Here is a 25,805-nt window from a genome sequence, read left to right as displayed (position 1 = left end):
CGGTTCCAGCCTCGGACCGGCAGGCCCTCGCTGATAGTAGACCTGGAATCAGCTCTTTGGACGATTCGGGCACGCTGGGTCAGCGTCGTCTAACCGACAGCGTGAACCCCTCCGGCATCAGGGTCAGACGCTCGACAACTTTCAATCGGTACTCGGGATCCGGTTCGACGGTGTACTTCTGCAGGATCGTTCCCAGAACGAGAACTGCCTCGTGGATGGCGAATTGCCTTCCGATGCACGCGCGTTCGCCGGTACCGAAGGGCTTGTACGTGTGGGCGGGGCGCGCCTTGATATTTGCCGGCAAGAATCTGTCCGGATCGAAAGCTTCCGGATTGTTGCCCCACACGGGATCTCGGTGCAGTGACGGGATGAGGACAAGCATCCAGTCACCCTTCTTCATCGGGTATTTGCCGATCAGCGTGGTGTCCTGCCGAGCGGCGCGGGCATAGGCCGGGGCCGTCGGCCACAACCGCAATGATTCGTCGAGGACGCGTCGGACGTACCGCAATTTTGCGATCTTCTCGAAGGCCGGTTCGTCCGTGCCCCACACGGCATCAACTTCTGCCTGCGCTTTGGCCAATACCTCCGGATTCTGCGACAGGTAGTACAGCGCGAACGACAAAGCGCCGGAAGTTGTTTCATGCCCGGCAACCAGGAATGTGACTACCTGGTGCCGGATGTTCAGCTCATCGATCCGATTCGGATCGTTCTCGCGGGCAGCACGCAGCATCAGTTCCAGAAGGTCTTCGTGTGCGCTACCGGGGTTCTCTCGCCGTGTGCGGATCACCTCGTCCACCACTTCGGCCATATACGCCTTGCGCACGTCGTCGCGTTGGTCTGCGCGCCGTGCGAGTCGTCGGCCGAGGGCTGTGGATTTGAGGAAGGTAGTCCGCTGTGAATGGGACAGAGTGCCGATCATTGCCTTGACAAAGGGATGCTGTTCTTCGCGTTCGAACGAGTCGAAGGAGTAGCTGAACCCTGTGCGGCCGATCGTCTCGAGGGTCAATTTGGTCATGTCGGCAGAGACGTCGATGGGGGAGTCAGTGCCATGACGGTCCCAGTACGTAACCAGTTCGCCGGCCACGTCGAGCATCGTGCGGTGGTACGAGCGCATGGCCGTCTGGCTGAACGCCGGAGCCAGAAGATTGTGGGCCTTGGCCCAGTTGGGTTCGCTGTTGTAGGCGGTGAAGAGTCCGTCGCCGCCGATCCCGCGTAGTGCTTTGACGCCGGGTGCCAGGTGTTTTGCAAACCTGGACTCATCGGAAAGGTCGGCAACCATGTCCGCGCCGGAGACGAAGACAAAGCGATTTCCGACTACGTTGCGTTCGAAGATCGGACCGAGTTCGCGGCCGATACTCACGGAGTTCTGCAGTGGTGTCGAGACGTTGACACCCAGAATGTCGCCGAGGAGGGGGAGGCGCCAGGCCGGATGCGGAATAGCAGGCGCGCCCGTGTTCGGCGTTGCGTCGACGCTCATCGTTGTCCCCCGAGAAGAGTTCGCTTACTGAATTGGTGTCTAGTACGCAAAGTACGCCTTACTGAATCGGTGTCAAGTAGTAATCTGGGTTCGCCATGGTCACCCCACGTAAGCGTCTCGATCGCGAGCAGCGACGCACGCAACTCCTCGACATCGGTGCGCAACTCTTTGCCGACCGGTCGTACGAGGATGTCTGGATCGAAGAGGTCGCCGAAATCGCGGGTGTCTCGCGCGGGCTGATGTACCACTACTTTCCGACCAAGCGGGACTTCTTCGCGGCGATAGTCGAGCGAGAGTCCCAGCATCTCCTCGAAGTGACGGCGCCGGATTCGACGCTACCCATCCAGGAGCAGATCGCTGCTGGGCTGGATGCCTACTTTGCGTACGTGAAGTCGCACAGTAAGGGAGTGCGTGCAATCAATGTCGGGACGTTATCGGCTGAAGCCGGTATCCGGGCAATCGTCGAGCGCGAGTTGGAGCAGCAACAGATCCGGATCCTCGACGCGCTGGGATTCGATGGCGAGCGCAGGCAGATTGCCGCTGTCGCGGTGCGCGGCTGGATCGCCTTCGTTCGTGCGGTGTGCCTGAACTGGCTCGATCAACCGTCGATTCCGCAGGAAGAATTGCGCGTGATCTGTCTGCGCACGCTTGCCGGGGCGCTCGGAACAGAACTGAGCAGTACGCAAGAGAACTGACGAAAATGCTCTGATCTCAGTCGATCTCGGCCATGTTTCGAGATTTTCGCGTGATGACCGCACCGAATGCCGCTGCCAACGGGAACATGACGACGCCGTAGACCGCGGCCGGAACTGCCAGAGCCACGTTGTCCATCAAGCTGACGGCAATGGTGATGGCCAATGTGCTGTTGTGGATCCCGATTTCCATCGAACTGGCGATGGCTTGGCGGTCCTCGATGCCGAAAATCTTGGGAACGACGTACCCGATCGACAGGCTCAGGAGGCAGAACAATGCCGCGACAACTCCGATGTCGACGAGGTAGTCCGCAATGTTCTCGCGCTCCGATACGACGGTGCCGACAATAACCAGCGCCAGCACGACGGCCGACCCGATGCGTACCGGCTTGTCCATTCGCTGCGCAAAAGCGCTACTGCGCAGGCGAACCCACATCCCGATTGCTACCGGGATCAGCACGACGGCAAAAACTTGCACAACCTTCGTGAACTGGAGCCCGAGGGTGCCGTCGGCGTCGGTAGGTTCGAAATAGCCGAGGGCGAAGTTGGTGATCACCGGCAGGGTAACCATGGCGATCACTGAATTTACTGCTGTGAGTGTCACATTGAGCGCGACATCGCCGCGAAAGAGGTGGCTGAACAAGTTGGCTGTGGTGCCGCCAGGCGATGCGGCCAGGAGCATCATGCCGACAGCGAGCAGGGGATCGAGATCGAAGGCGGTGACAAGCCCGAATGCGGCGGCCGGCAGCAGTATCAACTGGCAGACGAGGGCGATCGAGACTGCTTTGGGTGCTTTTGCGACACGGGCAAAGTCCTCGACGGTCAGTGAGAGTCCGAGGCCGAACATGATGATCGCGAGTGCAATCGGAAGACCGACCGATGTGAGAGCTGAGTCCATGTGGCCACTTCCAGTCACTTGGGGAGAATTTTACTGAAACTACCGTGATGCTTGGGTTTGCGTGGCCATTTGGATGCATTCGTGTATCGGCCCGTGACGAGGTGGCTGAGCACGGTTATCGTCGAACTATGTGCCGAAACATCACCGAACTCCGAGGACTCGAACCGGCTGCCACAGCGGAGGAGATCGAGGCGGCCTCTCGCCAATACATACGTAAGGTGAGTGGAATTGCCAAGGTGTCCGATGCCAACCGTGATGCCTTCGAACAGGCAGTTCGGGAGGTAACCGAAACCACGACGCGATTGCTCAGCGCGCTACCGCCACGCAAGCAGCCGCCCCAAACCGTCCCGCCGCTGCGTCGGCCCGAGGTTCAGGCTCGAATCGCCGCTCGTTCGTCCTGACCCGAGTGGACCTCACCGACATCGACGTGTGGGACGTCGAACCACTCGAACAACTTGCCGGAGGTCTCGAGGGTGTCCTCGTTGCGCACCGCGTCCGAGACATGCGACGACGGTTGGACTTGTTGCGCAGAGAGGCGGCCTCCGACGAATTGCAGATCCGTGAAGACGGTTCGGTGACGGCAGTCGCTCCCATCGCCGAAGGGCATCCCCTTCACGTTCACGCCGAGCTGCTCTCGGCTGCGGCACGTGAGTTGATCGGGGAAGCTCTGCTGTTATCCGCGGATCTGCACCATGCGCTGTCCGTCCGGGCGCAGGTGGGCACGGATCTGCGGGACAAGGCTTTTCGTGTCAACGAGGAATGGCGTGGTTTCAGTGCGGCGCGCCGACGGGAGATAGTCCAGCGCGCACCGGATCTGATCGCGAATCTCGACGGTATCCCGACAAGTGTGCGCAGTCCGGTGAATCTGCGACGCGTGCAGGGCGAACGGGCACGGCTACAGGATGATTCGGTGCGCATCTCTCAAGAACTCCACCGCGAATACTTCGGGGGAAGATTGAGCAATACCGGTGCGGGCCTGTGGTATGCCCAGCGTAAACTCGAGGATCTGAACGCGCTGGACGAGCTCCTTCACGAACAAACCGACCGCAAGCTGGTCCTGATGGATATGCGTTCCGGCGAGCGTGGGTTTGCCGCGATAGCGATCGGTGATCCGGATACGGCTGATCACATTGCCGTGACCGTCCCTGGGCTCAACACCAACGTCAAGGACTCGCTGCGCGGAATGGTCGGGGAGGCAACACGATTGCGCGACGAGGCGCAGCGTCAGCTCCACAGCGCCGGACGTGCGGAAACCGTTGCCACGATCGCGTGGATCGGGTACGACGCTCCTCAAGTCATCGGCCCGGGGAAATTCGACCTCGGCCGGGCAAGTTTCGACGTGAGCCGTTCCGCGAAAGCGGGTATCGCGGCCGATGCGCTGGGGAGCTTCTTTCACGGCCTACGGGCGGGCGCTGCGAAGCCGGACGTGCACATCACCGCGCTCGGCCATTCCTACGGATCCCTCGCGACTTCTCTTGCGCTGCAACGGGGTGCCAGTGCGTCGGTCGACGACGTGGTGTTCTACGGATCTCCGGGTGTGCGGGCAAAAGTGGAGGCAGATCTCGGAATCGCGGATCGGCACGTCTACGTCATGAAAGCCGAAGGGGACAGTATCGCGGGCTTCGGACGCTTCGGTGGGGATCCGACGCGAACGGAGTTCCAGCGCTTGTCCACAGCCGAGGGAATCACTCCGGACGGTGTGAAACATGAACGGGCATTCGGACATGCGGAGTACGCAAGAACCGGAGACAACGGTGAACTGAGGATGACAGGCTACAACCTCGCCGTGGTTGTAGCGGGATTGCCGGAGCTTGCCGTACTGGCCTGAATGCGCCGTAGGCCGTTTCGGTACACACTGTGAGGGTTGTTCCCTTTTTCGATCTCGAGGAGTGCTCATGCCTGTTTCCACCGTCACCCTGGCCGAAGGTCTGACCGTCAGCGCGCAGGGCTACGGCGCTATGTCGGTAGCCCCCGTGTACGGCCCGGTGGATCCGGCGGAAGCACTCGCGACGCTTCATCATGCGGTCGATATCGGGATCACCTTCATCGACACCGCAAACATCTACGGAGACGGTGCGAGCGAGCGGGCCGTGGGCAAATTGCTCGAAGGTCGGCGCGATGAGGTCCAATTGGCCACCAAGTTCGGATTGGTGGGCGGCTTGTCGGCAGGTCAGCGGGGGATCAACGGCGATCCGGCCTATGTGTCGCAGGCGCTCGAGGAATCGCTCGGTCGACTTGGCGTCGACCACGTCGATCTCTACTACCTCCATCGCGTTGATCCGAGCGTTCCGATCGAGGACACTGTGGGCGCGATGGCAGAGCAGGTGAAGGCGGGCAAGATCCGACACATCGGGCTTTCGGAAGCAACGGGAGACGAACTGCGCCGCGCGTATGCGGTCCACCCCATCTCCGCTATTCAATCCGAGTGGAACATCTCGAGTCGCGACGTCGAGAACAAGGTGGTGCCGGCCGCCGCTGAACTCGGCGTGGGATTTGTGCCGTTCTCTCCCGTAGGCCGAGGGTTCCTAGCGGGGTCGTTCGATCCCAGCGAGTGGGGCGAGAACGATCTGCGTCGACGCTTCCCGCGTTTCACGGACTCGGCGCTTGTCACAAACCAGAAGGTGCTCGACGTCGTGCGTGACGTGGGCGTCGAATCTGGAGCCACTCCGGCGCAGGTGTCACTTGCGTGGCTCGACGCCAAGGGGCGCCATTACGGTCTGCCGTCGGTGTCCATTCCGGGCACTCGTTTCGCGGCGCGCGTGAGTGAGAACGCCGGCGCACTGGACATCGTGCTGACCGAAGATCAGATCGCCCGACTCGACGCGCTTGCAGCCATCACCGAAGGGGAGCGTTCGGCAGATCTGAACTGGATCTCGCAAGGCCGCGAGTAGTCAAAGTCGTAAGCCTGGCGAACTACTAGTAACATAACTACGCGATGAAAAAAGTGTGGCTGGTCTGGGGTATCGGTGTATTCGCGTATGTGATCGCCGTGCTTCACCGCACCTCATTCGGGGTTTCGGGTCTGGCTGCAGCAGAACGTTTCTCGATTACTCCCAGTGTGCTGTCCAGTTTTGTGGTGCTGCAGATCGTGGTGTACGCGGGAATGCAGATCCCGGCGGGAGTGCTGCTCGATCGGTACGGCTCGCGCATCATGATCGGCGTCGGCGCGTTCATTCTGACGTGCGCGCAGCTGACGTTGGCGTTCACGGAATCGCTGCCCGTCGCGATTGGCGCACGTATCGCAGTCGGGGCCGGCGACGCTCTCACCTTTATCTCGGTGCTTCGCTTGGTTCCGCAGTGGTTCCCACCGCGGCAGGTGCCACTGGTGTCGCAGTTCACGGGAATTCTCGGTCAACTGGGACAAGTACTTTCGGCGTTGCCGTTCATGTTGCTGCTGACCGGGACCGGTTGGACGCTCGCCTACGGCAGCGCGGCCGGCCTGGGGCTACTCGCTTTTGCATTGGCGCTCAGCCTGATTCGCGATTCTCCGCCCGGTACCGAAATAGTCGCGGTTCCCGCCGGGGCAAAGGAGATCGGACGCCAGATCAAGACGGTCTGGATGCGTCCGGGTACACGCCTCGGGTTCTTCAGTCACATGGGTACACAGTTCTCGATCACGACATTTGCGTTGTTGTGGGGAGTCCCGTACCTGTCATCGGCGCAAGGCCTCGACGCTGCAACAGTCGGTTCCCTGCTCACGCTGTCGGTGATCTCTGCCATCGTCGCGGGCCCCATCCTCGGCATCCTCACCGGCCGGTATCCGATGCGTCGATCCTGGCTGGTTCTATCCATCATGGTGAGCAGTGCGGTGATGTGGACGATCGTGCTGGCCCGCAGCGAACCGTCACCGCTGTGGTTGCTGACGATATTGATCATCGTGATTTCAATCGGCGGTCCGGGTTCGGTGATCGGCTTCGACTACGCCCGTACCTCCAATCCCAGTTCGTCGATGGGCACCGCTCAGGGAATGGTGAATATCGGTGGGTTCCTGGCCTCGTTGATCGTGATCCAGGTGATGGGTGTGATTCTCGGCCACATGGGCGGCTATACCTTCGACGGCTTCCGGGTGGCCTGGTTGGTTCAGTACCCGGTGTGGATTCTCGGCATCATCGGTGTGCTCGTCACCCGGGGCAAAGCGCGGCGTCAACTCGAGGCAGACGGAGTTCGGGTACGTCCGATGCGTGAGGTTCTCCGAGGCCGTCGGCGGTAATTCATCCGCGACGGGTGAGGCGAGCACACGTTCGCTCGTACCACCCTTGATGGATGAACGATCCATTGGACATCGGCCCGGTTGAATTGGTGGTGCTGGGGTTCCCAGGTTCGAGAGTGGACCCGGATACCGTCGCCGCATTGCAGAACATCGTCGAGCGTGGGTTCGTGACCCTGCTCGATCTCGTATACATCGCCAAAGATCTCGACGGCAACATCAGGCAGGTCGACGTCGACGAAGACCTCACCGACATCGGCCTGGCAATTTTGTCGATCGAGGCAAAAGCTCTGATCAGCGACGAGGATCTCGACGTGGTTCGTGAGTCCCTGGAACCAGGCACCTCCGCGGCAGTCATCGTCTACGAGCAGACGTGGGCGCGAGACTTCACCACCAAGGCCCGAGCAGGCGGTGGCGAGGTGGTTCTCCATGTTCAGATCCCACATGACGTCGTTGTGGCCGCAGTCGCTGCGGCGCTCTAGGTAGCTCAGGCATCGTCTCAAGCAGAGGAGATCAGCATGGTTTTTCGAGGTGGACGCAGAGGACGGCCAGGACTGCTCGGCACCGTCGCGCGCACAGCAGTGGTGGCCGGAACGGCAAAGGCGACGTCCAATGCCATGGATCGGCGCAGCCAACGGAAGGCGAGCGAGCAGCAGGCGCAGTACGAGCAGTACGAGCAGCAACAGCCGCCGCCCCCACCGCAGCAGGCTGCCCCGGCAGCGCCGCCGGCCGGTGACGACCTGGTCTCGAAGCTTCAGGAATTGGGACGGTTGCATCAATCGGGAGTCTTGTCCGACGAAGAATTTGCGGCGGCAAAAGCCCGGTTGCTCAGCTAGCTTTCACGCCAACGTGATGTCGGCAATCAGACCGTGATGGTCGGATCCCAGGACGTCGATGCGCTCGAGCGACGTCGCCACCGCGCCTCTGGTGAGGATGTGGTCGATGCCGACTATCGCGGGATACGGCTTGTCGGTCGGGTAGGTCGGGATCAGACCCGCACCTACCTGATCGGCCGCGCTGGCGTACCCGTCCGTGAGGAGATCACGAAACTCCTTGTGTGAGTAAGTTGCATTGAAATCCCCACTCGCTATCACGTTGTCGCGACCGTCGACGTCGGTCAGGTAGCTGCCGAGCTTGCGCTGTTCCGCTGCCCATACCGAGGCCGGCGAGATGTACGGCGGTGCGGTGTGGACGGCAAACAGCGTGACCGGTTGCGCCAGACCGACATTCAACTCGGCCGCCAGAGTTTCGGGGGAGAAACCGTCCAAACTTCGTGTGGCGGATAGAGGGAAGCGGCTGTAAATTCCCGCTCCACCGCCGCCGCCACCATAGGGAACCACGAACTGATGGGGCAGAACATCCTCGAGCCCAGCAGTTTTCAGCGCTTCGGCCGCACCTGACGTCAACTCCTGCACCGTCAGCACATCCACGTCTCGATCGCGGACGGTCGCAACCAGAGATTCCGGGTCTGCTTCCCCGACCATCAAATTGGCCTGCATGATTCGTATCGACGGGCCGTGCGCGGTGCCGGTCGGCCCACCCACGTACAGCGGTCCCACCGACCACGCGAACAGGCCAAGCACTACCGCCGATCCTGCGCACAGGATCCAGCGTCGGCCGACGCCTGCGACCACCCCACCGATCAGGGGTGCAAACATCGCCACCGGGGCGAAGGACGCCAGAACAATCACCACATTGCGCTCTACCGCCAGCCGCGTTGCGATCAAGGCAACAAGCCCGACGACGATTCCCGCCACCCCGACAGTCGTCGTGAGCCGAAGTAGAGTTCGTCGTCGGGTTGTTGTCGTATCGGTGCGCATGTTCTCCATAGAAGCAGAACATCAAGATTCAGAGTCCGTGTCAGATGGTATTTCTTTCCCTGCGGTCACGATCGCGGTCGGCGAACATGACCTCCATCCGAGCTTTGATCTCTGCGGTACTGATTGCTCCACTGCGCGGGGCAGAGTGCGTGGCGGTTACCGGGGATGTCGAGGATTGAGGAATCTGGAAGCCCATGGTGAATGTCCCTGTCCTGGTTGCGGAAGTGGTGATCGGTGCAGGAGTGGTGGATTACAGGCCGGCGCCGGTTTCGAGGAGTTCGAGTTCGGTACCTAGGTGATCGAGCAGGGGGTTGAGGTCAGGAACGGCTCTCCGGCAGCTGGTAAGACCGAATGAGATCTGATCGTCGCTGCTGGTGCAGGTGATGTTGAGAGCTTGCCCGGTTGTCGGGATCGACAGTGGGTGGAGGGTATCGAGACGGAATCCGTTCCAGTACAACGGCGTACGCGGACCGGCAATATTGGAGATGATGATGTTGAACGGAGGCCGCTGCGGTCCCCGCTGCCCGACAAGCATTTCCATACCGAGGGGAGCGATACCGAGGGCGCTCATGGCCAGTACCTGGGCGGGACTCATCGCGCGGAATGCATCTTTTCCCTCATTCATGCAATTGCGTATCACGTCGAGTCGGTCTGTGGGGTTGTCGAGGTGAGTTGCCAAGTTGCACATGAGCAGTCCCACGCGATTACCACCGGGGGTGCGATCGTCGGCTTTGTCGTCGGCGCGCAATGACACGGGAACCATGGCAACCAACGGGGCGGACGGTAGCGCGTCTCGCTCGTGGAGGTAGTGGCGGAGAGTTCCGGCGGACATTGCCAGGATGATGTCGTTGATGGTGGCGTCGGAGTGCTTGGCCAGCAATCGGATCCGTTCGAGGGGGAAGGACCGGGCGCCGATGTGGCGGCTTCCGCCGATCGGAACGTTGAACAACGTGTGGGGCGCGGTCACGGAGACGGCGCTGCCCTTGCCGCGTACGGCGCGGTCCATGGTGCGGACCGTCGTCGGTATCAGTCCGGCCACCTCACCGGCGGCAGTCCGAGATGCCCCCCACAACGTTGCTGGCAGGGACGATCCATGCGGGCTTGGCTTTGTCTCGACTGGTGTCGGCACCGACCGCAGTGAGTGCGGAACCTGCCAGGGCGCGGACATGTTTCGACGATGGGGATCTTCACTCATGCTCTCGCGGAGCAGCCTCATCGCACTGGCTCCGTCGGCGAGGGCGTGATGGATCTTGGTGTACACGGCGTAACGGCCGTCGGCGAGTCCTTCGATCAAGTGCATTTCCCACAGTGGGCGGCTGCGATCGAGCAGAGTGCCGTGCAACCTCGAGATCAATGCGGTGAGCTCGGTTATGCCGCCTGGGGTGGGAAGTGCGTCGCGGCGTACATGGTGCTCGATGTCGATCTCGTTGTCGGCGAGGGTTTCCCATCCCCACTGGCCGAGCGACGTGATGGATCGGCGCGCCCGCTTACGGAAGACTTCGGTGACTTTGCCGCCGGTGAGGGCGATATCGAACATCGCGCGCATGTCGGTTGCGGACGCTCCGTCGGGTGGGGTGAAGATCGCCAGGCCACCGACGTGCATCGGGTTCTCGCGGGACTCTCCGAGAAGAAATAGTGAATCGGTGGGTGCCATCGGTAACAGCATGCGTGTCCTTCACTCATGAAGCCGGGGTTGGTGCGCGTGGTTCTTCCCGAGAACTGGTATTCGAGTGGGTGTTATCGATCGGTCGTGAACTTTCGGCGTGCTAGAAGTCACATGGAAGTAGCTCGCTATTGGTTCTACAGCCACGGCACGGTCGGCGCTATTTGACATGTCAGGGCACTGACCTGGACGTTTGCATAGGTGGCAGGTAGAGCATTGTGGGTTGAAACTAATCATCAAATCAAAGTGATATGTCTCACATTTTGGGGAGTGGCGGTACCTGTGACCGTTCCGACCGCACTCCTTTTTCGGAGCGGGCTGAGCCAGGGTCGCGGAAGTGCGCTGCGTTGACGACCAGGCCCGTGTGGGCACATTATCGAGAGGTAACGCGACGGTGCATCATCGACGATGCCGCGGAATCGAAGTAGCAGATGGACGAGAACGATCCACTCCAAACGCGTCGTGACGTGCTTCCGTTCATTTCGGATGAGCTGAGAGAGGCGGGATTCGACGATGCCCGAGAGATCGGGCGCGGCGGCTTCGGGGTGGTGTACCGCTGCACGCAGGCCGGGCTCGACCGCACGGTGGCAGTGAAGGTCCTCACCGCGGACCTCGACGAGGAGAATCGGGCACGTTTCTTTCGGGAACAGCGAGCAATGGGGCGACTGACCGGGCACCCGAATATCGTGGGTGTCCTGCAGGTTGGAACCACCGATACCGGTCGCCCCTACTTGGTGATGCCGTATCACCGTCAAGGGTCCGTCGAGGCCAAGATTCGCGAGAACGGGCCGCTGGAGCTGGAGGAAGTCCTGCGACTCGGGGTGAAGATGGCGGGGGCGCTCGAGACCGCGCACCGACTCGGCATTCTGCATCGCGACGTCAAGCCTGCCAATATTCTGCTCACCGACTACGGTGAACCGGCGCTGGCGGACTTCGGAATCGCACACATTGCAGACGGATTCAAGACCGCAACCGGCACTGTCACGGGTTCGCCCGCGTTCACTGCTCCGGAGGTTCTCGGTGGTGAACCGCCAAGTCCGGCCTCGGATGTGTACGGGCTCGGGGCCACTCTGTTCAGCGCCCTCACCGGGCACGCGGCATTCGAGCGTCGCAGCGGTGAGCAGGTTGTTGCCCAGTTCCTGCGGATCACCGCGCAACCGGTGCCCGACATGCGCGAGCACGGCTTCCCCGACGACGTATGTGCCGTCATAGAGAAGGCAATGTCCCGCGATCCACGGGACCGCCCTTCTACGTCGGTGCTGGGCGAGAACCTCCGGGAGTTGCAGGTCAGCCGTGGGTTGTCCGTCGATGAGATGGCGCTACGCGCCGAGCCGGGGGCGGACCCCCGGGATCCGCAGCCGCCGTCGACGCGATGGCGTCAACCCGCATCGCCCGCGGTTCGGAGAGCCGACAGGAATCTGCCGCTGGAGTTGACGAGCTTCGTCGGTCGTCGCACCGAGTTGGCCGAGGTGAAGAATCTGCTGTCGGTGTCCCGCTTGGTGACTTTGACCGGAATCGGTGGTGTCGGCAAGACGCGTCTCGCGTTGCGGGTCGCGAGCAATGTTCAGCGGGATTTCGCCGATGGCGTGTGGCTGGTCGAGCTGGGCGAGTTGCACGACGATTCGCTTGTGGTCGGCGCGGTGGCCGCAGAACTCGGCGTACGCGACCAGTCGTCGCGGCCGTTGTCGGAGATTTTGGTGGAGTTCCTGGCTAGTCGGACATTGCTTCTGGTCCTCGACAACTGCGAGCAGGTGATCGATGCGGTGGCAGGTTTGGCCGAAGTGCTGTTGCGTGCGTGCCCGCAGCTGCGGATTCTGACAACCTCGCGCGAGCCTCTCGGTATCGGTGGGGAATCGGTACTGCGTGTGTCCCCGCTAGCGGTGCCCGACCCGGGTCGGGAGCCGTCGCTGCGGGGGTTGCCCCGGTACGACGCGTTGACGTTGTTCGCCGAACGGGCAGCGGCTGCGGTACGCGGCTTCGAAATCACGGAGGAGAACAAGGCAACGGTGTCCCGGATCTGCCAGCGTCTGGAAGGGCTGCCATTGGCGATCGAGCTGGCGGCTGCCAGACTTCGGGCGATGTCGCCCGAGCAGATCCTGCAGAGGCTGGACGACCGTTACGCGCTCCTGACCAGCGGCAGCCGGGGCGCGCCGACGCGTCAGCAGACCTTGCGATGGAGCATCGACTGGAGCTACGACTTGTGTGCGCCCCGTGAGCAGCAGCTGTGGGGGAGGCTGTCGGTGTTTGCGGGAAGTTTCGAACTCGACGCGGCGGAGGAGATATGTGGTGGCGACCTGACTCCGGAAGAACTGCTCGACACGTTGGGGTCACTGGTGGACAAGTCGATCCTGATCAGGGAGGAATCGGACACGGCGGTCCACTTCCGATTGCTCGAGACACTCCGTGATTACGGCCGGGAGAAGATTGTCGAGACCGGCGAGTACGAGGTGCTGCGTCGTCGGCATCGGGACTGGTATCAGCAGTTGGCAATCGACGCGGCAGCCGGATGGGTCAGCCCACGGCAACTCGAATTGATCGATCGGCTCGACCGGGAAGTTCCGAACTTGCGGGAAGCACTCGAGTATTGCCTCTCCGACAACGACGGGGGCGCTGTCGCCGGATTGCGTATGGCTACTGCGCTGTATCACTTTTCGCTGACTCGTGGCCTGTATACCGAGTCTCGGCATTGGCTCGACATTTTCCTTGCCCGCGACGCAGGAAAGCCGACAGCCGAACGCATTCGGGCGATACACGCCGACAGTCTCCTGGCGGTGGTCCAGGGTGATCTGCTGGCAGCGACTGCGTTGGTGGAGGAGGGGCACGCTCTCGCGGAGCAGATCACCGACCCCCTCGTTCACGCTCTGCTCGACCAGGCAAACGCTATGTTGGCCCTTTACCGAAACGACCTGCCCCGCGCGATTTCAGGACTCGAGAGCGCACTGGCGGTGTTCGACACCCGTGGTGATCTCACACTTCAAGTGGGCGTGCTGCAGATACTCGGGTTGGGGTACGAGATGCTCGGCGAAACGAAGCGATCGGTTGGCTGTTACGAGAAGGCTCTCGAGATCAGTGAATCTCACGGGGAATCGGTGTATCAGTCGTACACCCTGTGGGCCATGGGCGTTGCTGTGTGGCGACAGGGCGATCAGCGTCGAGCGGAGGGGCTGATCGGGCAGGCGTTGCAGCTCACCGAGCAGGTGAACGATCCACTCACCTGCGCGGCGTGTCTGGAGGTGTTGGCCTGGATTGCCGCCGCGGAACCGAACCCTCGACGCGCCGCCGTGCTGATGGGAGCCGCAGAGGAGTTGGGTCGCTCCGTTGGCAGCATCACGATCGTATTTCCCGCACTGCAGCCGTACCATGAGGAAACTGCAGCGACGACGCGGCGTGCATTGGGAGAGAAGGTATTCGGGACGTCACTTCGTCAGGGCCGACTCATGAGCATGGATGATGCAGTCGCATTTGCGCTCGGCCGGCAACCTCCGGATACGTCGCCCACCGGGCCCTCGGTGGTGCTGACCAAGCGTGAGCGTGAAGTCGCCGACCTGGTCGCCCAGGGGCTGACGAACAAGCAGATCGCTGCCAAATTGGTGATCTCGCTCCGCACCGCCCAAGGTCATGTGGAGCACATTCTCACCAAACTCGGATTCACCTCGCGGGCGCAGATCGCAGCCTGGGTGGTCGAGAGTTCCAGCAACGGGCAGGCCTGAATGTGCTGTGCGCACAGCAAAAGGGGCTGCAACCCTTCTCGGACCTGTGATTCGCATGGCCTGATCCCGGGCATTCGAGGTCAAGTAAAATCCCTGTGACCAGTAACGAGAAGAGAAGGGGATCGAAGTGACCGCGCATACCGAGCAGCTCGAGTTCCAAGCAGAAACACGTCAGCTGCTGGATTTGATGGTTCATTCAATCTATTCGAACAAGGACAGTTTCCTTCGGGAGTTGGTCTCCAACGCTTCGGACGCGCTGGACAAACTCCGTCTCGAGGCATACCAGGACAAAGACCTCAACGTCGATGTCTCCGATCTTCACATCGAGATCGACATCGACAAGGACGCACGCACGCTCACGATCCGCGACAACGGCATTGGCATGTCGCGTGACGAGGTCGTCGACTTGATCGGCACGCTCGCGAAGTCCGGCACTGCCGAGGTGCGTCGCAAGCTCAAGGAAGCAAAGGACGCCGCGGCTTCCGAGGAGCTGATCGGTCAGTTCGGCATCGGTTTCTACTCCACGTTCATGGTCGCGGACAAGGTGACACTGCTGACCCGTCGCGCCGGTGAAGATCACGCAACGCGCTGGGAGTCGACCGGCGAAGGCACGTACACGCTCGAGCACGTGAACGAGGCGCCGCAGGGTAGCTCCGTGACACTGCACCTTATGCCGGAAGATTCCGAGAACGGCCTGCACGACTACACGTCGGAATGGAAGATCAAGGAACTGGTCAAGAAGTACTCCGACTTCATCGCGTGGCCCATCCGCATGGATGTTGCGCGCACGTCGACGCCGGCCGAGGGTGAAGAACCCGAGGTGACCATCGAGACCGAGACCATCAACTCGATGAAGGCTTTGTGGACTCGCTCCAAGGACGAGGTGTCCGAAGAGGAGTACAAGGAGTTTTACAAGCATGTGAGCCATGCGTGGGACGAACCGCTCGAGGTTATCCCGATGAAGGCCGAAGGTACTTTCGAATACCAAGCGCTGCTGTTCATTCCGTCGACGGCACCCTTCGACCTGTTCATGCGTGAGCGCAAGGCCGGCATTCACCTGTACGTCAAGCGCGTCTTCATCATGGACGACTGCGAGGAGTTGGTGCCCGACTACCTGCGATTCGTCAAGGGTGTTGTTGACGCACAAGATCTTTCGCTCAATGTCTCTCGTGAAATTCTGCAGCAGGACCGTCAGATTACGGCGATCCGTCGTCGACTGACCAAGAAGGTTCTCTCGACCATCAAGGACATGAAGGCAAACGAGCCCGAGAAGTACTCGACCTTCTGGACCGAGTTCGGCCGCGCACTCAAGGAAGGCCTGATGGCCGATGCCGACAACCGAAAGACGTTGCTCGACATCTCATCCTTCGCCTCGACCAACAGTGAAGAGGGCGTGACCACCCTCGCCGAGTACGTCGAGCGCATGAAGGACGGTCAGGAACAGATCTACTTCATGACCGGTGAATCTCGCCACCTCATCGAAAGCTCCCCGCACATGGAGGCTTTCAAGGCCAAGGGCCTCGAGGTTCTGGTTCTCACCGATCCGGTCGACGAGATGTGGGTCGACGCTGTTTCGGACTTCGACGGCAAGACCTTCCAGTCGATCGCCAAGGGTGAGGTCGACCTCGACACCGAGGACGAGAAGAAGGCAGCCGAGGCGGAACGTGAGGAGAAGGAAAAGGAATTCGGTGCGCTCCTGACGTGGCTGACCGAAACCTTGTCCGACGACATCAAGGAGACGCGACTTTCGACGCGACTCACCACGTCGGCTGCCTGCATCGTCGGCGACGCGTTCAGCATGTCGCCGACGCTCGAGAAGATGTACCGGGCATCGGGCCAGCCGGTTCCGCACACCAAGCGGATCCTCGAACTCAACCCGTCGCATCCTCTGGTGACGGGTCTGCGCGATGCGCAGGCGGCAGATGGTTCTGCTGAAAACCTTACGGAGACAGCGCAATTGTTGTACGGGATGGCACTGCTCGCCGAGGGCGGCGAGTTGAGCGATCCGGCGCACTTCACGCGCCTGCTGGCTGACCGTTTGGCTCGCACCGTCTGATCTTCGTACCAGTTCGGTTGAACTCCCGGCATCTGCCTTCATCGGCGGATGCCGGGAGTTTTTTGTGGAGAAGTTTCTAATGAGGACCGTTTCTGTCCGCAATGGGTTCTACCGTTGTTTTCACAGGCAAGATCCCACAAACAAAGGACGAACCGATGAACGCATCGACCAGCACCCTCACCGGCGAGCGCGCGGACCTTATCCAGACCTTGCGCGAGCATCGCGGATTTCTTCTTGTCACTGTTCGGGGCTTGACCGACGAGCAGGCAGCGTCGCGGCCCACTGTGAGTGAGCTGTGCCTCGGCGGGTTGATCAAGCATGTGGCCCACACCGAGCGAGGATGTGTGGATTTCATCCTGGAAGGCCCGTCCGGTATGGGTGGGGATGTCGATCCGGCGAAATTTACGCCGGAGATGCTGCAGAAGCGCATGGACGAGTTTGCCATGGTGGGTGACGAGACCTTGGCCGGAATCGTGGCCGAATACGAGCAGATCGCAGCCAGGACGGATGAGTTGGTGGCATCCTTGGACAGTCTCGACATCTCGCATCCGCTGCCGTCTGCGCCGTGGTTCGAGCCTGGTGCGCGCTGGTCGGCCCGGCGTACGCTGCTGCACATCATTGCCGAGACTGCCCAGCATGCGGGCCATGCGGACATACTTCGCGAAGCTATCGACGGTTCCAAGACAATGGGATGATTGACCCACCTATGTTTACACATCGAACCGATGTGTAACACTGGTACGCATGAGCACCGAGAAATCTGCCTTGCAACCGCCGATGCAATGGGACGCGTGGGGCGATCCGGCGAAGAAGCGTGAGCTGTCGGACGCGGTCGTAGCTTTGCTGACCGGATTTCTTGGTGTATCGGCCCCGAAGCAATCCAGACTGGCCATTGGGGACGTGCGTGTGACGCCGTCCGCTCTGTCTCAGGCACACGTCGACGCACTGGCCGACGTGGTCGGTGCGGAGTACATAACTACCGAGGATTCGGATCGGATTCTTCGAGCCGGTGGCAAGAGCACCCCGGACCTGTTGCGTCGCCGTAGCACCGAACCCCAGGACGCGCCGGATGCCGTAGTCACGCCCGGCACGGACGCCGAGGTAGAGCAAGTCTTGCAGTACTGCGGGGCCAACAAGATTGCCGTAGTGCCGTTCGGTGGCGGTACCAGCGTCGTCGGCGGATTGGATCCCATCCGGGACGGTTTCGACGCGGTTCTTTCTCTTGATCTTCGACGGTTCGATCAGCTTGTCTCACTAGACGAGGAATCCGGCATCGCCACGTTCGGCGGCGGAACAACGGGACCGCGCGCCGAGGAATTACTGCAAGAGCACGGCTTCTCCGTCGGGCACTTCCCGCAGAGTTTCCTCTTTGCCACGCTCGGTGGTTTCGCGGCGACGCGTTCTTCGGGACAGGCGTCGGCCGGTTACGGGCGTTTCGAGGACATGGTCCAGGGTCTCACCGTGGTCACTCCGAGTGGTGTGCTCGAGACCGGTAGAGCACCGGCATCGGCCGCGGGTCCTGATCTCGGGGAACTGTTTGTCGGCTCCGAGGGCACTTTCGGCGTCATCACGCATGTGCGTGTGCGGGTTCACCGACTTCCCGAGACTACGGTTCGGGAAGGGTGGAGTTTTCCTGACTTCTCAACCGGTGCAGCAGCATTGCGCGAGCTTGTCCAGGAAGGGTCAGCGCCCACAGTGCTGCGGTTGTCCGATGAAGCCGAGAGCGGCGTGAACCTGGCCACCACCGACAAGATCGGCGAAAATGCCTTCACGGGTGGCTGCCTCGGCATCACCACCTATGAAGGCACGGCCTCGCACACCGCAGAGCGAATGGCAGAAGCCCGCGCAATTCTTACCGCGCACGGCGGAACGTCGCTCGGCGCTGAGCCTGGAAACAGTTGGGAACACGGACGGTTCGATGCGCCGTATCTGCGCGACGCACTGCTCGACGTCGGCGCACTGTGCGAAACCCTCGAGACGGCAACAACGTGGGGCAACCTTGCGAACCTGCGCTCGTCGGTCACAGAGGCATTGACCAAGGCATTGGTCGAGCAGGGCACCCAACCGCTCGTGATGTGCCACATCTCCCACACCTACAAGACCGGTGCATCCCTGTACTTCACCGTGGTGTGCGCTCAGACCGAAGATCCGATTGCTCAGTGGCATAAGGCCAAGACAGCAGCCGGTGACGCCATCATCGCTGCCGGTGGCACGATCACACATCATCACGCGGTCGGCGCGGACCATCGGCCGTGGATGAAAGACGAAATCGGTGAATTGGGCGCGAATATTCTTCGCGCAGTAAAGAATGCAGTGGACCCCGCCGGCATCCTCAATCCTGGAAAGCTGATTCCTTGAGCCAAACCCGCAGTCAGATCGAGAAGGTAACCGTCCTGATCAATCCGATGGCGGGACATGGACATGCGCCCGCTGCCGGTCGCAAAGGTGTTGCGCGCCTGCGTGAACGTGGAGTTGCCGTCACCGAGATCATCGGCACCGATGCTGACGACGCCAAGAAATTGGCGCGCCGGGCGATCGCCGAAGGTACCGACGCTCTCGTGGTGGTCGGTGGAGACGGTGCCATCAGTATCGGACTGCAAGCGGCCGCGCTGACCGACACGCCGATCGGCCTCATTCCGGCGGGCACGGGAAATGACCATGCCCGTGAATTCGGTATTCCCACAGGTGATCCCGAAGCCGCTGCCGACGTCATTGCCAACGGGATCGTGCAGCAGTCCGACCTCGCGAAGATCACGCTGGCCGACGGGTCCGTGGTGTGGTCCGGCACGATCATCGCCAGTGGCTTCGACTCGTTGGTCAGCGAGCGTGCGAACAAGATGACCTGGCCCAAGGGGCGAATGCGCTACAACCTGGCGATGCTTGCCGAGTTGGCGAAGATGCGTCCGTTGCCGTACCGGATCGAACTCGACGACGAGGTGATCACCATGGACGCGACGCTCGTCGCGGTCGGTAACGGGCGCTCGTACGGCGGCGGCATGCTCATTACGCCTGGTGCGTCCAAGACCGACGGTTTGCTGGATCTGACTGTTGTCGGGCATGGTTCGCGGCTGCGTCTGGTGCGCCTCTTTCCGCGGGTCTACAAGGGAACACACATCCATCTGGACGCGGTGCAGACCTACCGATCCAAGAAGGTCCGACTCATCTCCGAGGGCATCATCGCTTATGCCGACGGTGACCGAGTAGGGCCGCTGCCGATCACAATCGAAGCAGTGCCCGCGGCGTTGAAAATTCTGAGCGCTGAACCTGTGTAACCGAAAGGGGTTCTGCCGTCCAGGCACAGACGGTGGTGTCAGACTGCTCCGATGAGCGAATCGTCGAAGTCGGTTTGCTTCGACTGGTCACGCTTCTCGCAATAGTCCATCGCTCGAGTGGGGAGAGTCTGCGCGGTCGTGTAGTCGTCTATGCCACCGGCGCGAATTGGCGTCGAGGGGTGCTCTGCCGCTGCGCTCGCCGTCGGAGAACTGATTCGCGAGGCAGATAACAATAGACTGGTGGTCTGATATTCTGACCAGATGGTGGCGACTCACGGATTTCAGCGCGCGCGCAAACCGGAACAGATCGAGGCACGGCGATGCGCCATTCTCGACACCGCCCGCGCTCTACTCGGATCCAGGCCAGTTGCCGACATCAGTCTGCGTGAACTCAGCGAAACCGTCGGACTGGCAAAGTCGAATGTGCTGCGATACTTCGACAGTCGTGAGGCCATTTTCCTGGAAGTCTTGGACGAGAACTGGGTGGCATGGCTCGACGAGCTGGAAGCGTCGGTGAGCCCGACTGGCGACAAGTCGCCGTTTGCCGCCGAGATTCATCTGGCGTCGACCATCGCGGAATCGCTTGTCCCTCAGCGTTTGCTGTGTGAACTGCTGAGCGTGATGGGGAGTGTTCTCGAGAAGAACATTTCGGAGGACTTCGCCCGCGACTTCAAGAAGCGCGCATCGAAAAACGCGACTCGGCTTGCATCACTTGTTCATTCGCAGATTCCTGATCTCGCGGAAGAGGACGCGGCACATTTTGCCAAAGCAACTCTGGTGATCGTCGCAGGAATGTGGCCATATGCCGAACCGGCAAAATCCATGGCTGTTGTCCTAGGCGAGATGCATGCACCACCCGCCGCGGAAATGTTTGCCACGGAACTCCGGGAAGGTCTGGTCAATCAACTCGTCGGGTTGTCGGCACGGGCGGCAACCCGAACGAGCTGACTGACGTCTCAGGAGCTGTGCAAGGTCAGTACGGTGATCTCGCTGGGCGCGAAGACCCGGAACGGTGGGCCCCAGAATCCCGTGCCGCGGCTCGTGTACAGCTGGGTGCGTTCGCCGTGACGGCTGAGCCCGGACACTGACGGTTGATCGAGTTTTACCAGAAAGTTGAATGGCCAGATCTGGCCGCCATGCGTGTGTCCGGCCAGCTGCAGATCAACTCCGGCAGAGGCGGATTGGGGAACCTGTTTGGGTTGATGGGCGAGCATCAGGATAGGCAGTTCGGGATCGGCACCGGTCAATGCGTCGTCGAAGTTCGCGCCGTGCCCTTCCAGTCGCGACCCCAATGCGGTGGCGTCGTCGACGCCGGCGATCACCAGGCTGTCGCCGCCCTTGCTGACAACGATGTGGCGGTTGTGGAGCGAGTCCCAGCCGATCGACGTCATGTAGTCGAGCCACTCCTGTGCTTCGTGGAAGTATTCGTGATTGCCGGTCACGTAGACGCGGGCAAGCGCGGCGTCCGCCGAAGCGAGCGGCGATGCCTGGTTGCGTCGCTGCTCGACTGTTCCGTCGGCGATGTCTCCGACATGGGCCACGATGTCCGCGTCGAGTTCGTTGACGGCGGCCACAACCCTCGACGACCACTTCGCCCGGTTGATCGGACCGAAATGGGTGTCGGTGATTGCGACGACACGAAGCTTGTCCATCCCGGCGCCGAGTCGTGGAATCGTGATGTCCACGTGCTTGATCCGCGGCAATCGCATCGCTTCGCGATAACCCCAGACCAGTAGAACTGCCGAGATGATCAGTGCCGCAACGGCAACAACGCGTGCACGAAGTGGGTTCTCCAGACCGCCGACAAGTAGGCCGAGTCGCAAGATCTCGCCGAGCAATGTCCAGACGAACACGACCCAGATGACTCCGAGGAGTGCATCGCCGATCAGTCGAAGTCGATCACGATCGGTGTGTCCGTTGCTGAGCACCATGGTGGCGGGCAGGGCGATCAGGAGGGCGGCAAACAGGGCGGTGCCGATAATCGTCACGGCGCCCGGCCAGTCCGGCCGAATGACCAAGCTCCACCAGGGATAGGCGAACAGCAACGCCAAGATCGAGGCGACGGTCGCACTGATGGCGACGATCCTCAGTGGCTTGCGGCGCGGAACGGGGGCAACTTCGGTCGCCGGTGGTGTAGTCACCCCGTCCAGAGTAAAGGTCCACTGGTCTATTAACAAGGGGACGGCGGTCCGCTATTTGGACGTCGGTACCTTCGGATAGGTTTCGCGGTGTTGGAGCTCGACCCGAGACCAGGTGGGTGGACATGGAAAAGTTCGACGTCAAAAAGGCATACAAGGAACTGTATGCGCCGAGTCGGCGCGATTTTTCGCTGGTGACCGTGCCGTGTTTCAGTTACTTTGCCGTGGACGGTCACGGTGATCCCAATACCGCCACCGAGTACTCCGAGGCGCTCGAAGCACTCTATGCGGTGTCCTACGCGACCAAATTTGCGAGCAAGAAGGAACTGGGCCGGGATTATGTGGTTGGCCCGCTCGAAGGGTTGTGGCGGGCCGACGACCTCGAGGTGTTCGTAACGCGAGACAAAGCGTCGTGGGACTGGACGATGATGATCTCACAGCCCGAGTGGATCACGTCAGCTGAACTCACTGCCTCGATTGCCGCAGTCGGAGCAAAGAAGAGCCTCGCAGCCCTCGACAAGGTGCGGTTCCTCGAGCTGGAGGAGGGCTTGTCTGTGCAGATCCTCCACATCGGGTCGTACGACGACGAAGCTCCGACGTTGGAGCGCCTGCACAATACCTTCATTCCGGCGAACAATCTGAGGTTCAACGGCGATCATCACGAGATCTACCTCAGTGATGCGCGCCGGACGCAGCCCGAGAAGCTCAAGACGGTTCTGCGTCAGCCTGTTTCGAGGCCGTGATTGCGGATTCCGGCGTACGCGCGTGGCGCATATCGCACGCGTAGCGGCAGAAGATGCCAGAAACGATCCGACAACGTCAGAAAGCGTGCGAACCAGGCGTAGATGCGCTCATCTCGCGCAGTCCATTCCCATTCGAGGGTCTGACGTGCCTTGTCGGGCATCAGTGCCTTGCAGATCCAGTTCGAAGCAGCAACCGTCGGGCGCGAGACAATCGTCCATGCCCAACTTGGCACTTTGGGTGGTGGGGCGATTCGGTGTTCGGCGACGCGCGTCGACCACTTGGTGGTGTGGGTATTGATCAACTGATTGTCGAGCATGTCTTCCCAGTACGCGCGAAAGCTCGCGTAGTTGTCGAAAGCCGGCCGGTCGGTGAGACCGTAACAGCGCCACCATGTTACGGCTTCGCGGACAAGTAGGTCCTTTTGTTCTTCGGTGAATTTCTTGTACGCAAACCGCTCGTTGAAATCGAGGATTACCTCGAAGAACGTGACATGTGTCCACCAGAAAGTGTCCGGAGCGAGTGCGTGATACCGCCGGCCCGTTTCATCGGTTCCCTTGAGTTCGGTGTGAAAGTTGCGGACGAGCGTTCCAGTGCCGTGATCGTTCCGGTCGTATACAACGCCGTAAATGGGGGGAAGTGAGCGGAACAGTCGATCGAGGGGATCGGTGAAGAAGTTCGAATGATCTTGCAGCGCACCGCTGACTGCTGGATGCATGTTCTGAAGGGTTCCGGCACGTGCGAGGTACAGCAAACCGCGAATGTCGCCGAAGTGCAACCACGTCAGGGAGCCTGGACCGATAGGAGCACCTTGAAGTGTTCGCGGCTCAGGATGACTGACCGCCTTCTCGGAAACCGTATCTGCATCGTTGGTCATTCCGGTGACCTCTGCCTCTCGCGTGCCTCTCGCGCGGACATGACAACGCATGTTGTCATGTTTCGACTTTCGCGTCACCGAGCGCAAATGTCAATGGTTATGCGGAGATCGGCGCCATCGAAGTTCAGAGATCGATGCCCCGCAGTTTCTCGAGATCGCGTCGTTCACGCTTGGTGGGGCGACCCGCTCCGCGATCGCGCATCGGTATCGACGCCAACAATTCCGGGGGTGGGGGCGGCGGTGAAATGTCCTTCAAGCAGTCGTCGACCAGTACTGCGCCAACCCGTTTGGTGATGGGCTTGACCACGACAACGATGCGCTCGACACCTGAAACGCGTACCCGAACCTCGTCGCCGACCTTCACTTGCTGAGCAGCTTTTGCCGAAGTTCCGTTCACTCGCACATGGCCGGATCGGCACGACGCCGCAGCCTGGGACCGGGTCTTGAAGAGGCGGACAGCCCACGTCCAACTGTCCACGCGGACACTGATCGCGTCGGGAGGTAGTTGGGCCATGGCCATGACGATACCGGCCGTGCGAGTGGTGATGCGACTACGGAACCTTGAGAGTAGGGGAGGCGTCCGCCGGCTCGTCTTGTTCGATGTCGGCTAGTTGCTCGATACCCGTCTTGGTGCCGAGCACAGCATTCGGGAGGAAGATGACGCAGATCAGGGCGATGACGGCAAACGGAATCGAAATAAGGAATACCTCCCCGACTCCCTGACCGTATGCCGATTCGACGATGTCTCGTACGGGATCTGACAACGTGTCGATGTTCGGGAGTGAACCCTCCGTGAGGCCGCTCGCCGATCTCTCGATGCCGGATTCTTGTAGCCCGTTCTCGATTTCGGTATCGACTCGCGCAGAGAGGGCTGCGCCGAGCATGGTCACGCCCAGGACGCCGCCCAGGCTGCGGAAGAATGCGGCGGCTGAGCTGGCCGCGCCGATCTCGCGTACGTCCGTGGCATTTTGTACAACAAGGACAAGGTTTTGCAACAGCATGCCGAGGGCGAGACCGACGAGCGGTAGAGCAAGAAAGAGCACAACGATATTGGTGTCGACTCGCAAGGTCGACAGCAGGATACTTGCGACGGTAAGTAAGGATGCTCCCGTGATCAGCCACGGTTTCCAGTGCCCGGTGCGAGAGATGAGCCCACCCACGACAGTGGATGCGATGAGGTTTCCGGCGACCTGTGGGAGTGTGATCAGGCCCGCTCCGGTGGCCGATGCGCCGCGGCTGAGCTGCATGTACTGGCTGATGAAAATGGCAACGCTGTAGAGGACTATTCCGACGCACACGCTTGCCACGATCGACAGGGTGAAGGTTTTTCCGCGGAACATGTGTAGCGGGAGCACGGGGTACTTCACCTTGCTCTCTACAATCAGCGTCACGGCAATCAGCACCGCTGTGCCGACGCCCATGCACCAGGACACCGCGGAGTTCCACTCGAAGACCTTGCCGCCGAGCGAGAGCCAGATGAGGAGGGTCGAGATCGCGGCAGTGAGAAGGACGGACCCGATGTAGTCGATCCGTCCGATGCCTTTCCGTCTCGGCAGGATGAGTTTCAACTGGATGACGATCATCGCCACTACCGCAAAGGGAATGACGATGTAGAAGTTCCAACGCCAGCCGATGGTGTCGGTGACGAGCCCGCCCACGAGAGGTCCGCCGGCGGTGCCTGCCACGACGACGGCCCCGAGGACGCCCATGTACTTACCGCGTTCGCGAGGGCTGATGATGTCCGAGATGGCGATCTGAGAGAGGGTGATGAGCCCGCCGGTTCCGATTCCCTGCACCAACCGCGCCGCGATCATCAGTGTGGGTTCACTCGCGAAACCGGCGGCAAGTGAGCCGATCATGAAGATCAGGAGCGCGATGTGCAGAAGAAGTCGCCGGCTGAAGAGGTCGGCCAGCTTGCCCCAGATCGGTGTGCAGACGGTGACTGCGAGCAGTGATCCGGTGACGATCCAGGTGAGGGTCGTCTGATCGCCATGGAGATCGGTGACGATGCGTGGGAGAGACGTGTTGATCACCGACGTCGACAACACGGCAACAAGCATTCCGATGAGGATTCCGCCGAATGCTTCGTTCACTTGGCGTCGAGACATTGTCGGCGCTGGTCCGCTTTCGGCGGTCGATTCCGTCATGGGGTTCCTCGCCTGGCCGTCAAAGTATGTGACCGAAGTCAATCACATTTAGTTGATTTCAGCAACTATTTTGCGGAACAGATGACGAGACAGGTCCTATGCTGACC

Annotated in this window: 22 protein-coding genes; 14 read left to right on the top strand and 8 right to left on the bottom strand. The window is 61.0% G+C overall.

Annotated elements, in window-relative coordinates; genetic code table 11:
- Nucleotides 1-79: 79 nt before the first annotated feature.
- Nucleotides 80-1,477 (bottom strand): cytochrome P450, encoded by a 1,398-nt coding sequence (locus V2B23_RS14225; protein ID WP_430950933.1) that lies wholly within the window; start codon nt 1,475-1,477, stop codon nt 80-82.
- 95 nt (nt 1,478-1,572) lie between these two features.
- Between V2B23_RS14225 and V2B23_RS14220 the strand changes: the two genes are divergently transcribed.
- Nucleotides 1,573-2,172, top strand: a complete 600-nt coding sequence (locus tag V2B23_RS14220; RefSeq protein ID WP_430950932.1) for a TetR/AcrR family transcriptional regulator — start codon at nt 1,573-1,575, stop codon at nt 2,170-2,172.
- Nucleotides 2,173-2,188: 16 nt separating this feature from the next.
- Here the strand turns inward: V2B23_RS14220 and V2B23_RS14215 are convergent, their stop codons facing one another.
- Nucleotides 2,189-3,067, bottom strand: a complete 879-nt coding sequence (locus tag V2B23_RS14215; protein WP_430950931.1) for a bile acid:sodium symporter family protein — start codon at nt 3,065-3,067, stop codon at nt 2,189-2,191.
- 128 nt (nt 3,068-3,195) lie between these two features.
- On the opposite strand from V2B23_RS14215, the gene V2B23_RS14210 reads away from it, so the two are divergent.
- The 6 genes from V2B23_RS14210 to V2B23_RS14185 all read left to right on the top strand — a co-directional run bounded on the left by V2B23_RS14210 (nt 3,196) and on the right by V2B23_RS14185 (nt 8,110).
- The gene (locus tag V2B23_RS14210) at nt 3,196-3,468 is read left to right on the top strand and encodes a DUF2277 domain-containing protein (RefSeq protein WP_033232393.1); all 273 of its coding nucleotides are present in this window, start codon (nt 3,196-3,198) and stop codon (nt 3,466-3,468) included.
- Nucleotides 3,469-3,473: 5 nt separating this feature from the next.
- Nucleotides 3,474-4,895: an alpha/beta hydrolase gene (locus V2B23_RS14205; RefSeq protein WP_430950930.1), complete on the top strand. Its 1,422-nt coding sequence runs from the start codon at nt 3,474-3,476 to the stop codon at nt 4,893-4,895.
- 67 nt (nt 4,896-4,962) lie between these two features.
- Nucleotides 4,963-5,958 (top strand): aldo/keto reductase, encoded by a 996-nt coding sequence (locus V2B23_RS14200; RefSeq protein WP_430950929.1) that lies wholly within the window; start codon nt 4,963-4,965, stop codon nt 5,956-5,958.
- Nucleotides 5,959-6,002: 44 nt separating this feature from the next.
- Nucleotides 6,003-7,277: an MFS transporter gene (locus V2B23_RS14195; protein WP_430950928.1), complete on the top strand. Its 1,275-nt coding sequence runs from the start codon at nt 6,003-6,005 to the stop codon at nt 7,275-7,277.
- 53 nt (nt 7,278-7,330) lie between these two features.
- Nucleotides 7,331-7,756: a DUF6325 family protein gene (locus tag V2B23_RS14190; RefSeq protein WP_033232388.1), complete on the top strand. Its 426-nt coding sequence runs from the start codon at nt 7,331-7,333 to the stop codon at nt 7,754-7,756.
- A 36-nt stretch (nt 7,757-7,792) separates the two neighbouring features.
- On the top strand, nt 7,793-8,110 hold the full coding sequence (locus V2B23_RS14185) for an SHOCT domain-containing protein (RefSeq protein WP_430950927.1): 318 nt from the start codon (nt 7,793-7,795) through the stop codon (nt 8,108-8,110).
- A gap of 3 nt (nt 8,111-8,113) precedes the next feature.
- On the opposite strand, the gene V2B23_RS14180 is transcribed toward V2B23_RS14185, so the two are convergent.
- Complete coding sequence (locus V2B23_RS14180; RefSeq protein ID WP_430950926.1) at nt 8,114-9,094, bottom strand: endonuclease/exonuclease/phosphatase family protein; 981 nt, start codon at nt 9,092-9,094, stop codon at nt 8,114-8,116.
- 250 nt (nt 9,095-9,344) lie between these two features.
- A complete protein-coding gene (locus tag V2B23_RS14175; RefSeq protein WP_430950925.1) occupies nt 9,345-10,760 on the bottom strand; it encodes a WS/DGAT/MGAT family O-acyltransferase in 1,416 nt (471 codons plus the stop codon).
- Nucleotides 10,761-11,188: 428 nt separating this feature from the next.
- Between V2B23_RS14175 and V2B23_RS14170 the strand changes: the two genes are divergently transcribed.
- The 6 genes from V2B23_RS14170 (at nt 11,189) to V2B23_RS14145 (ending at nt 20,743) form a co-directional block, all read left to right on the top strand.
- Nucleotides 11,189-14,467, top strand: coding sequence for a protein kinase domain-containing protein (locus tag V2B23_RS14170; protein WP_430950924.1), 3,279 nt, complete (start codon nt 11,189-11,191; stop codon nt 14,465-14,467).
- A 127-nt stretch (nt 14,468-14,594) separates the two neighbouring features.
- Nucleotides 14,595-16,523, top strand: a complete 1,929-nt coding sequence (htpG, locus tag V2B23_RS14165) for a molecular chaperone HtpG (RefSeq protein WP_430950923.1) — start codon at nt 14,595-14,597, stop codon at nt 16,521-16,523.
- 155 nt (nt 16,524-16,678) lie between these two features.
- Nucleotides 16,679-17,218 carry a DinB family protein gene (locus V2B23_RS14160; protein WP_430950922.1) on the top strand — a complete coding sequence of 180 codons (540 nt, stop codon included), beginning with the start codon at nt 16,679-16,681 and terminating at the stop codon, nt 17,216-17,218.
- Between the two features lie 49 nt (nt 17,219-17,267).
- The gene (locus V2B23_RS14155) at nt 17,268-18,881 is read left to right on the top strand and encodes an FAD-binding oxidoreductase (RefSeq protein ID WP_430950921.1); all 1,614 of its coding nucleotides are present in this window, start codon (nt 17,268-17,270) and stop codon (nt 18,879-18,881) included.
- Nucleotides 18,878-19,795 (top strand): diacylglycerol kinase, encoded by a 918-nt coding sequence (locus tag V2B23_RS14150; protein WP_430950920.1) that lies wholly within the window; start codon nt 18,878-18,880, stop codon nt 19,793-19,795. Before V2B23_RS14155 ends, V2B23_RS14150 begins: the two co-directional genes overlap by 4 nt.
- Before the next feature lie 261 nt (nt 19,796-20,056).
- The gene (locus tag V2B23_RS14145) at nt 20,057-20,743 is read left to right on the top strand and encodes a TetR family transcriptional regulator (protein WP_430950919.1); all 687 of its coding nucleotides are present in this window, start codon (nt 20,057-20,059) and stop codon (nt 20,741-20,743) included.
- Nucleotides 20,744-20,751: 8 nt separating this feature from the next.
- Here the strand turns inward: V2B23_RS14145 and V2B23_RS14140 are convergent, their stop codons facing one another.
- Nucleotides 20,752-21,936 (bottom strand): metallophosphoesterase, encoded by a 1,185-nt coding sequence (locus tag V2B23_RS14140; protein WP_430950918.1) that lies wholly within the window; start codon nt 21,934-21,936, stop codon nt 20,752-20,754.
- 122 nt (nt 21,937-22,058) lie between these two features.
- Between V2B23_RS14140 and V2B23_RS14135 the strand changes: the two genes are divergently transcribed.
- On the top strand, nt 22,059-22,676 hold the full coding sequence (locus tag V2B23_RS14135) for a GyrI-like domain-containing protein (RefSeq protein WP_430950917.1): 618 nt from the start codon (nt 22,059-22,061) through the stop codon (nt 22,674-22,676).
- Here V2B23_RS14135 and V2B23_RS14130 read toward each other — a convergent pair.
- The 3 genes from V2B23_RS14130 to V2B23_RS14120 all read right to left on the bottom strand — a co-directional run bounded on the left by V2B23_RS14130 (nt 22,655) and on the right by V2B23_RS14120 (nt 25,698).
- Nucleotides 22,655-23,551, bottom strand: a complete 897-nt coding sequence (locus tag V2B23_RS14130; RefSeq protein WP_430950916.1) for an oxygenase MpaB family protein — start codon at nt 23,549-23,551, stop codon at nt 22,655-22,657. The two genes, V2B23_RS14135 and V2B23_RS14130, sit on opposite strands and share 22 nt — an antisense overlap.
- A 124-nt stretch (nt 23,552-23,675) precedes the next feature.
- Complete coding sequence (locus V2B23_RS14125) at nt 23,676-24,065, bottom strand: RNA-binding S4 domain-containing protein (RefSeq protein WP_378657062.1); 390 nt, start codon at nt 24,063-24,065, stop codon at nt 23,676-23,678.
- A 37-nt stretch (nt 24,066-24,102) separates the two neighbouring features.
- Entirely contained in the window at nt 24,103-25,698 is a 1,596-nt protein-coding gene (locus V2B23_RS14120; RefSeq protein WP_430950915.1) for an MFS transporter, read from the bottom strand.
- Nucleotides 25,699-25,805: the final 107 nt, after the last annotated feature.

It is taken from the genome of Rhodococcus sp. 24CO (genome assembly GCF_050586165.1).
Taxonomy (GTDB): Bacteria; Actinomycetota; Actinomycetes; order Mycobacteriales; family Mycobacteriaceae; genus Rhodococcus_F.
This window is presented reverse-complemented; position numbering and strand designations above follow the sequence as displayed.

Coding starts and splice junctions, on each gene's coding strand:
- V2B23_RS14225 (WP_430950933.1), bottom strand. CDS start 1,477: ATGAGCGTCGACGCAACGCCGAACACGGGCGCGCCTGCTATTCCGCAT.
- V2B23_RS14220 (WP_430950932.1), top strand. CDS start 1,573: ATGGTCACCCCACGTAAGCGTCTCGATCGCGAGCAGCGACGCACGCAA.
- V2B23_RS14215 (WP_430950931.1), bottom strand. CDS start 3,067: ATGGACTCAGCTCTCACATCGGTCGGTCTTCCGATTGCACTCGCGATC.
- V2B23_RS14210 (WP_033232393.1), top strand. CDS start 3,196: ATGTGCCGAAACATCACCGAACTCCGAGGACTCGAACCGGCTGCCACA.
- V2B23_RS14200 (WP_430950929.1), top strand. CDS start 4,963: ATGCCTGTTTCCACCGTCACCCTGGCCGAAGGTCTGACCGTCAGCGCG.
- V2B23_RS14195 (WP_430950928.1), top strand. CDS start 6,003: ATGAAAAAAGTGTGGCTGGTCTGGGGTATCGGTGTATTCGCGTATGTG.
- V2B23_RS14190 (WP_033232388.1), top strand. CDS start 7,331: ATGAACGATCCATTGGACATCGGCCCGGTTGAATTGGTGGTGCTGGGG.
- V2B23_RS14185 (WP_430950927.1), top strand. CDS start 7,793: ATGGTTTTTCGAGGTGGACGCAGAGGACGGCCAGGACTGCTCGGCACC.
- V2B23_RS14180 (WP_430950926.1), bottom strand. CDS start 9,094: ATGCGCACCGATACGACAACAACCCGACGACGAACTCTACTTCGGCTC.
- V2B23_RS14175 (WP_430950925.1), bottom strand. CDS start 10,760: ATGCTGTTACCGATGGCACCCACCGATTCACTATTTCTTCTCGGAGAG.
- V2B23_RS14170 (WP_430950924.1), top strand. CDS start 11,189: ATGGACGAGAACGATCCACTCCAAACGCGTCGTGACGTGCTTCCGTTC.
- V2B23_RS14160 (WP_430950922.1), top strand. CDS start 16,679: ATGAACGCATCGACCAGCACCCTCACCGGCGAGCGCGCGGACCTTATC.
- V2B23_RS14155 (WP_430950921.1), top strand. CDS start 17,268: ATGAGCACCGAGAAATCTGCCTTGCAACCGCCGATGCAATGGGACGCG.
- V2B23_RS14145 (WP_430950919.1), top strand. CDS start 20,057: ATGGTGGCGACTCACGGATTTCAGCGCGCGCGCAAACCGGAACAGATC.
- V2B23_RS14135 (WP_430950917.1), top strand. CDS start 22,059: ATGGAAAAGTTCGACGTCAAAAAGGCATACAAGGAACTGTATGCGCCG.
- V2B23_RS14130 (WP_430950916.1), bottom strand. CDS start 23,551: ATGACCAACGATGCAGATACGGTTTCCGAGAAGGCGGTCAGTCATCCT.
- V2B23_RS14125 (WP_378657062.1), bottom strand. CDS start 24,065: ATGGCCCAACTACCTCCCGACGCGATCAGTGTCCGCGTGGACAGTTGG.
- V2B23_RS14120 (WP_430950915.1), bottom strand. CDS start 25,698: ATGACGGAATCGACCGCCGAAAGCGGACCAGCGCCGACAATGTCTCGA.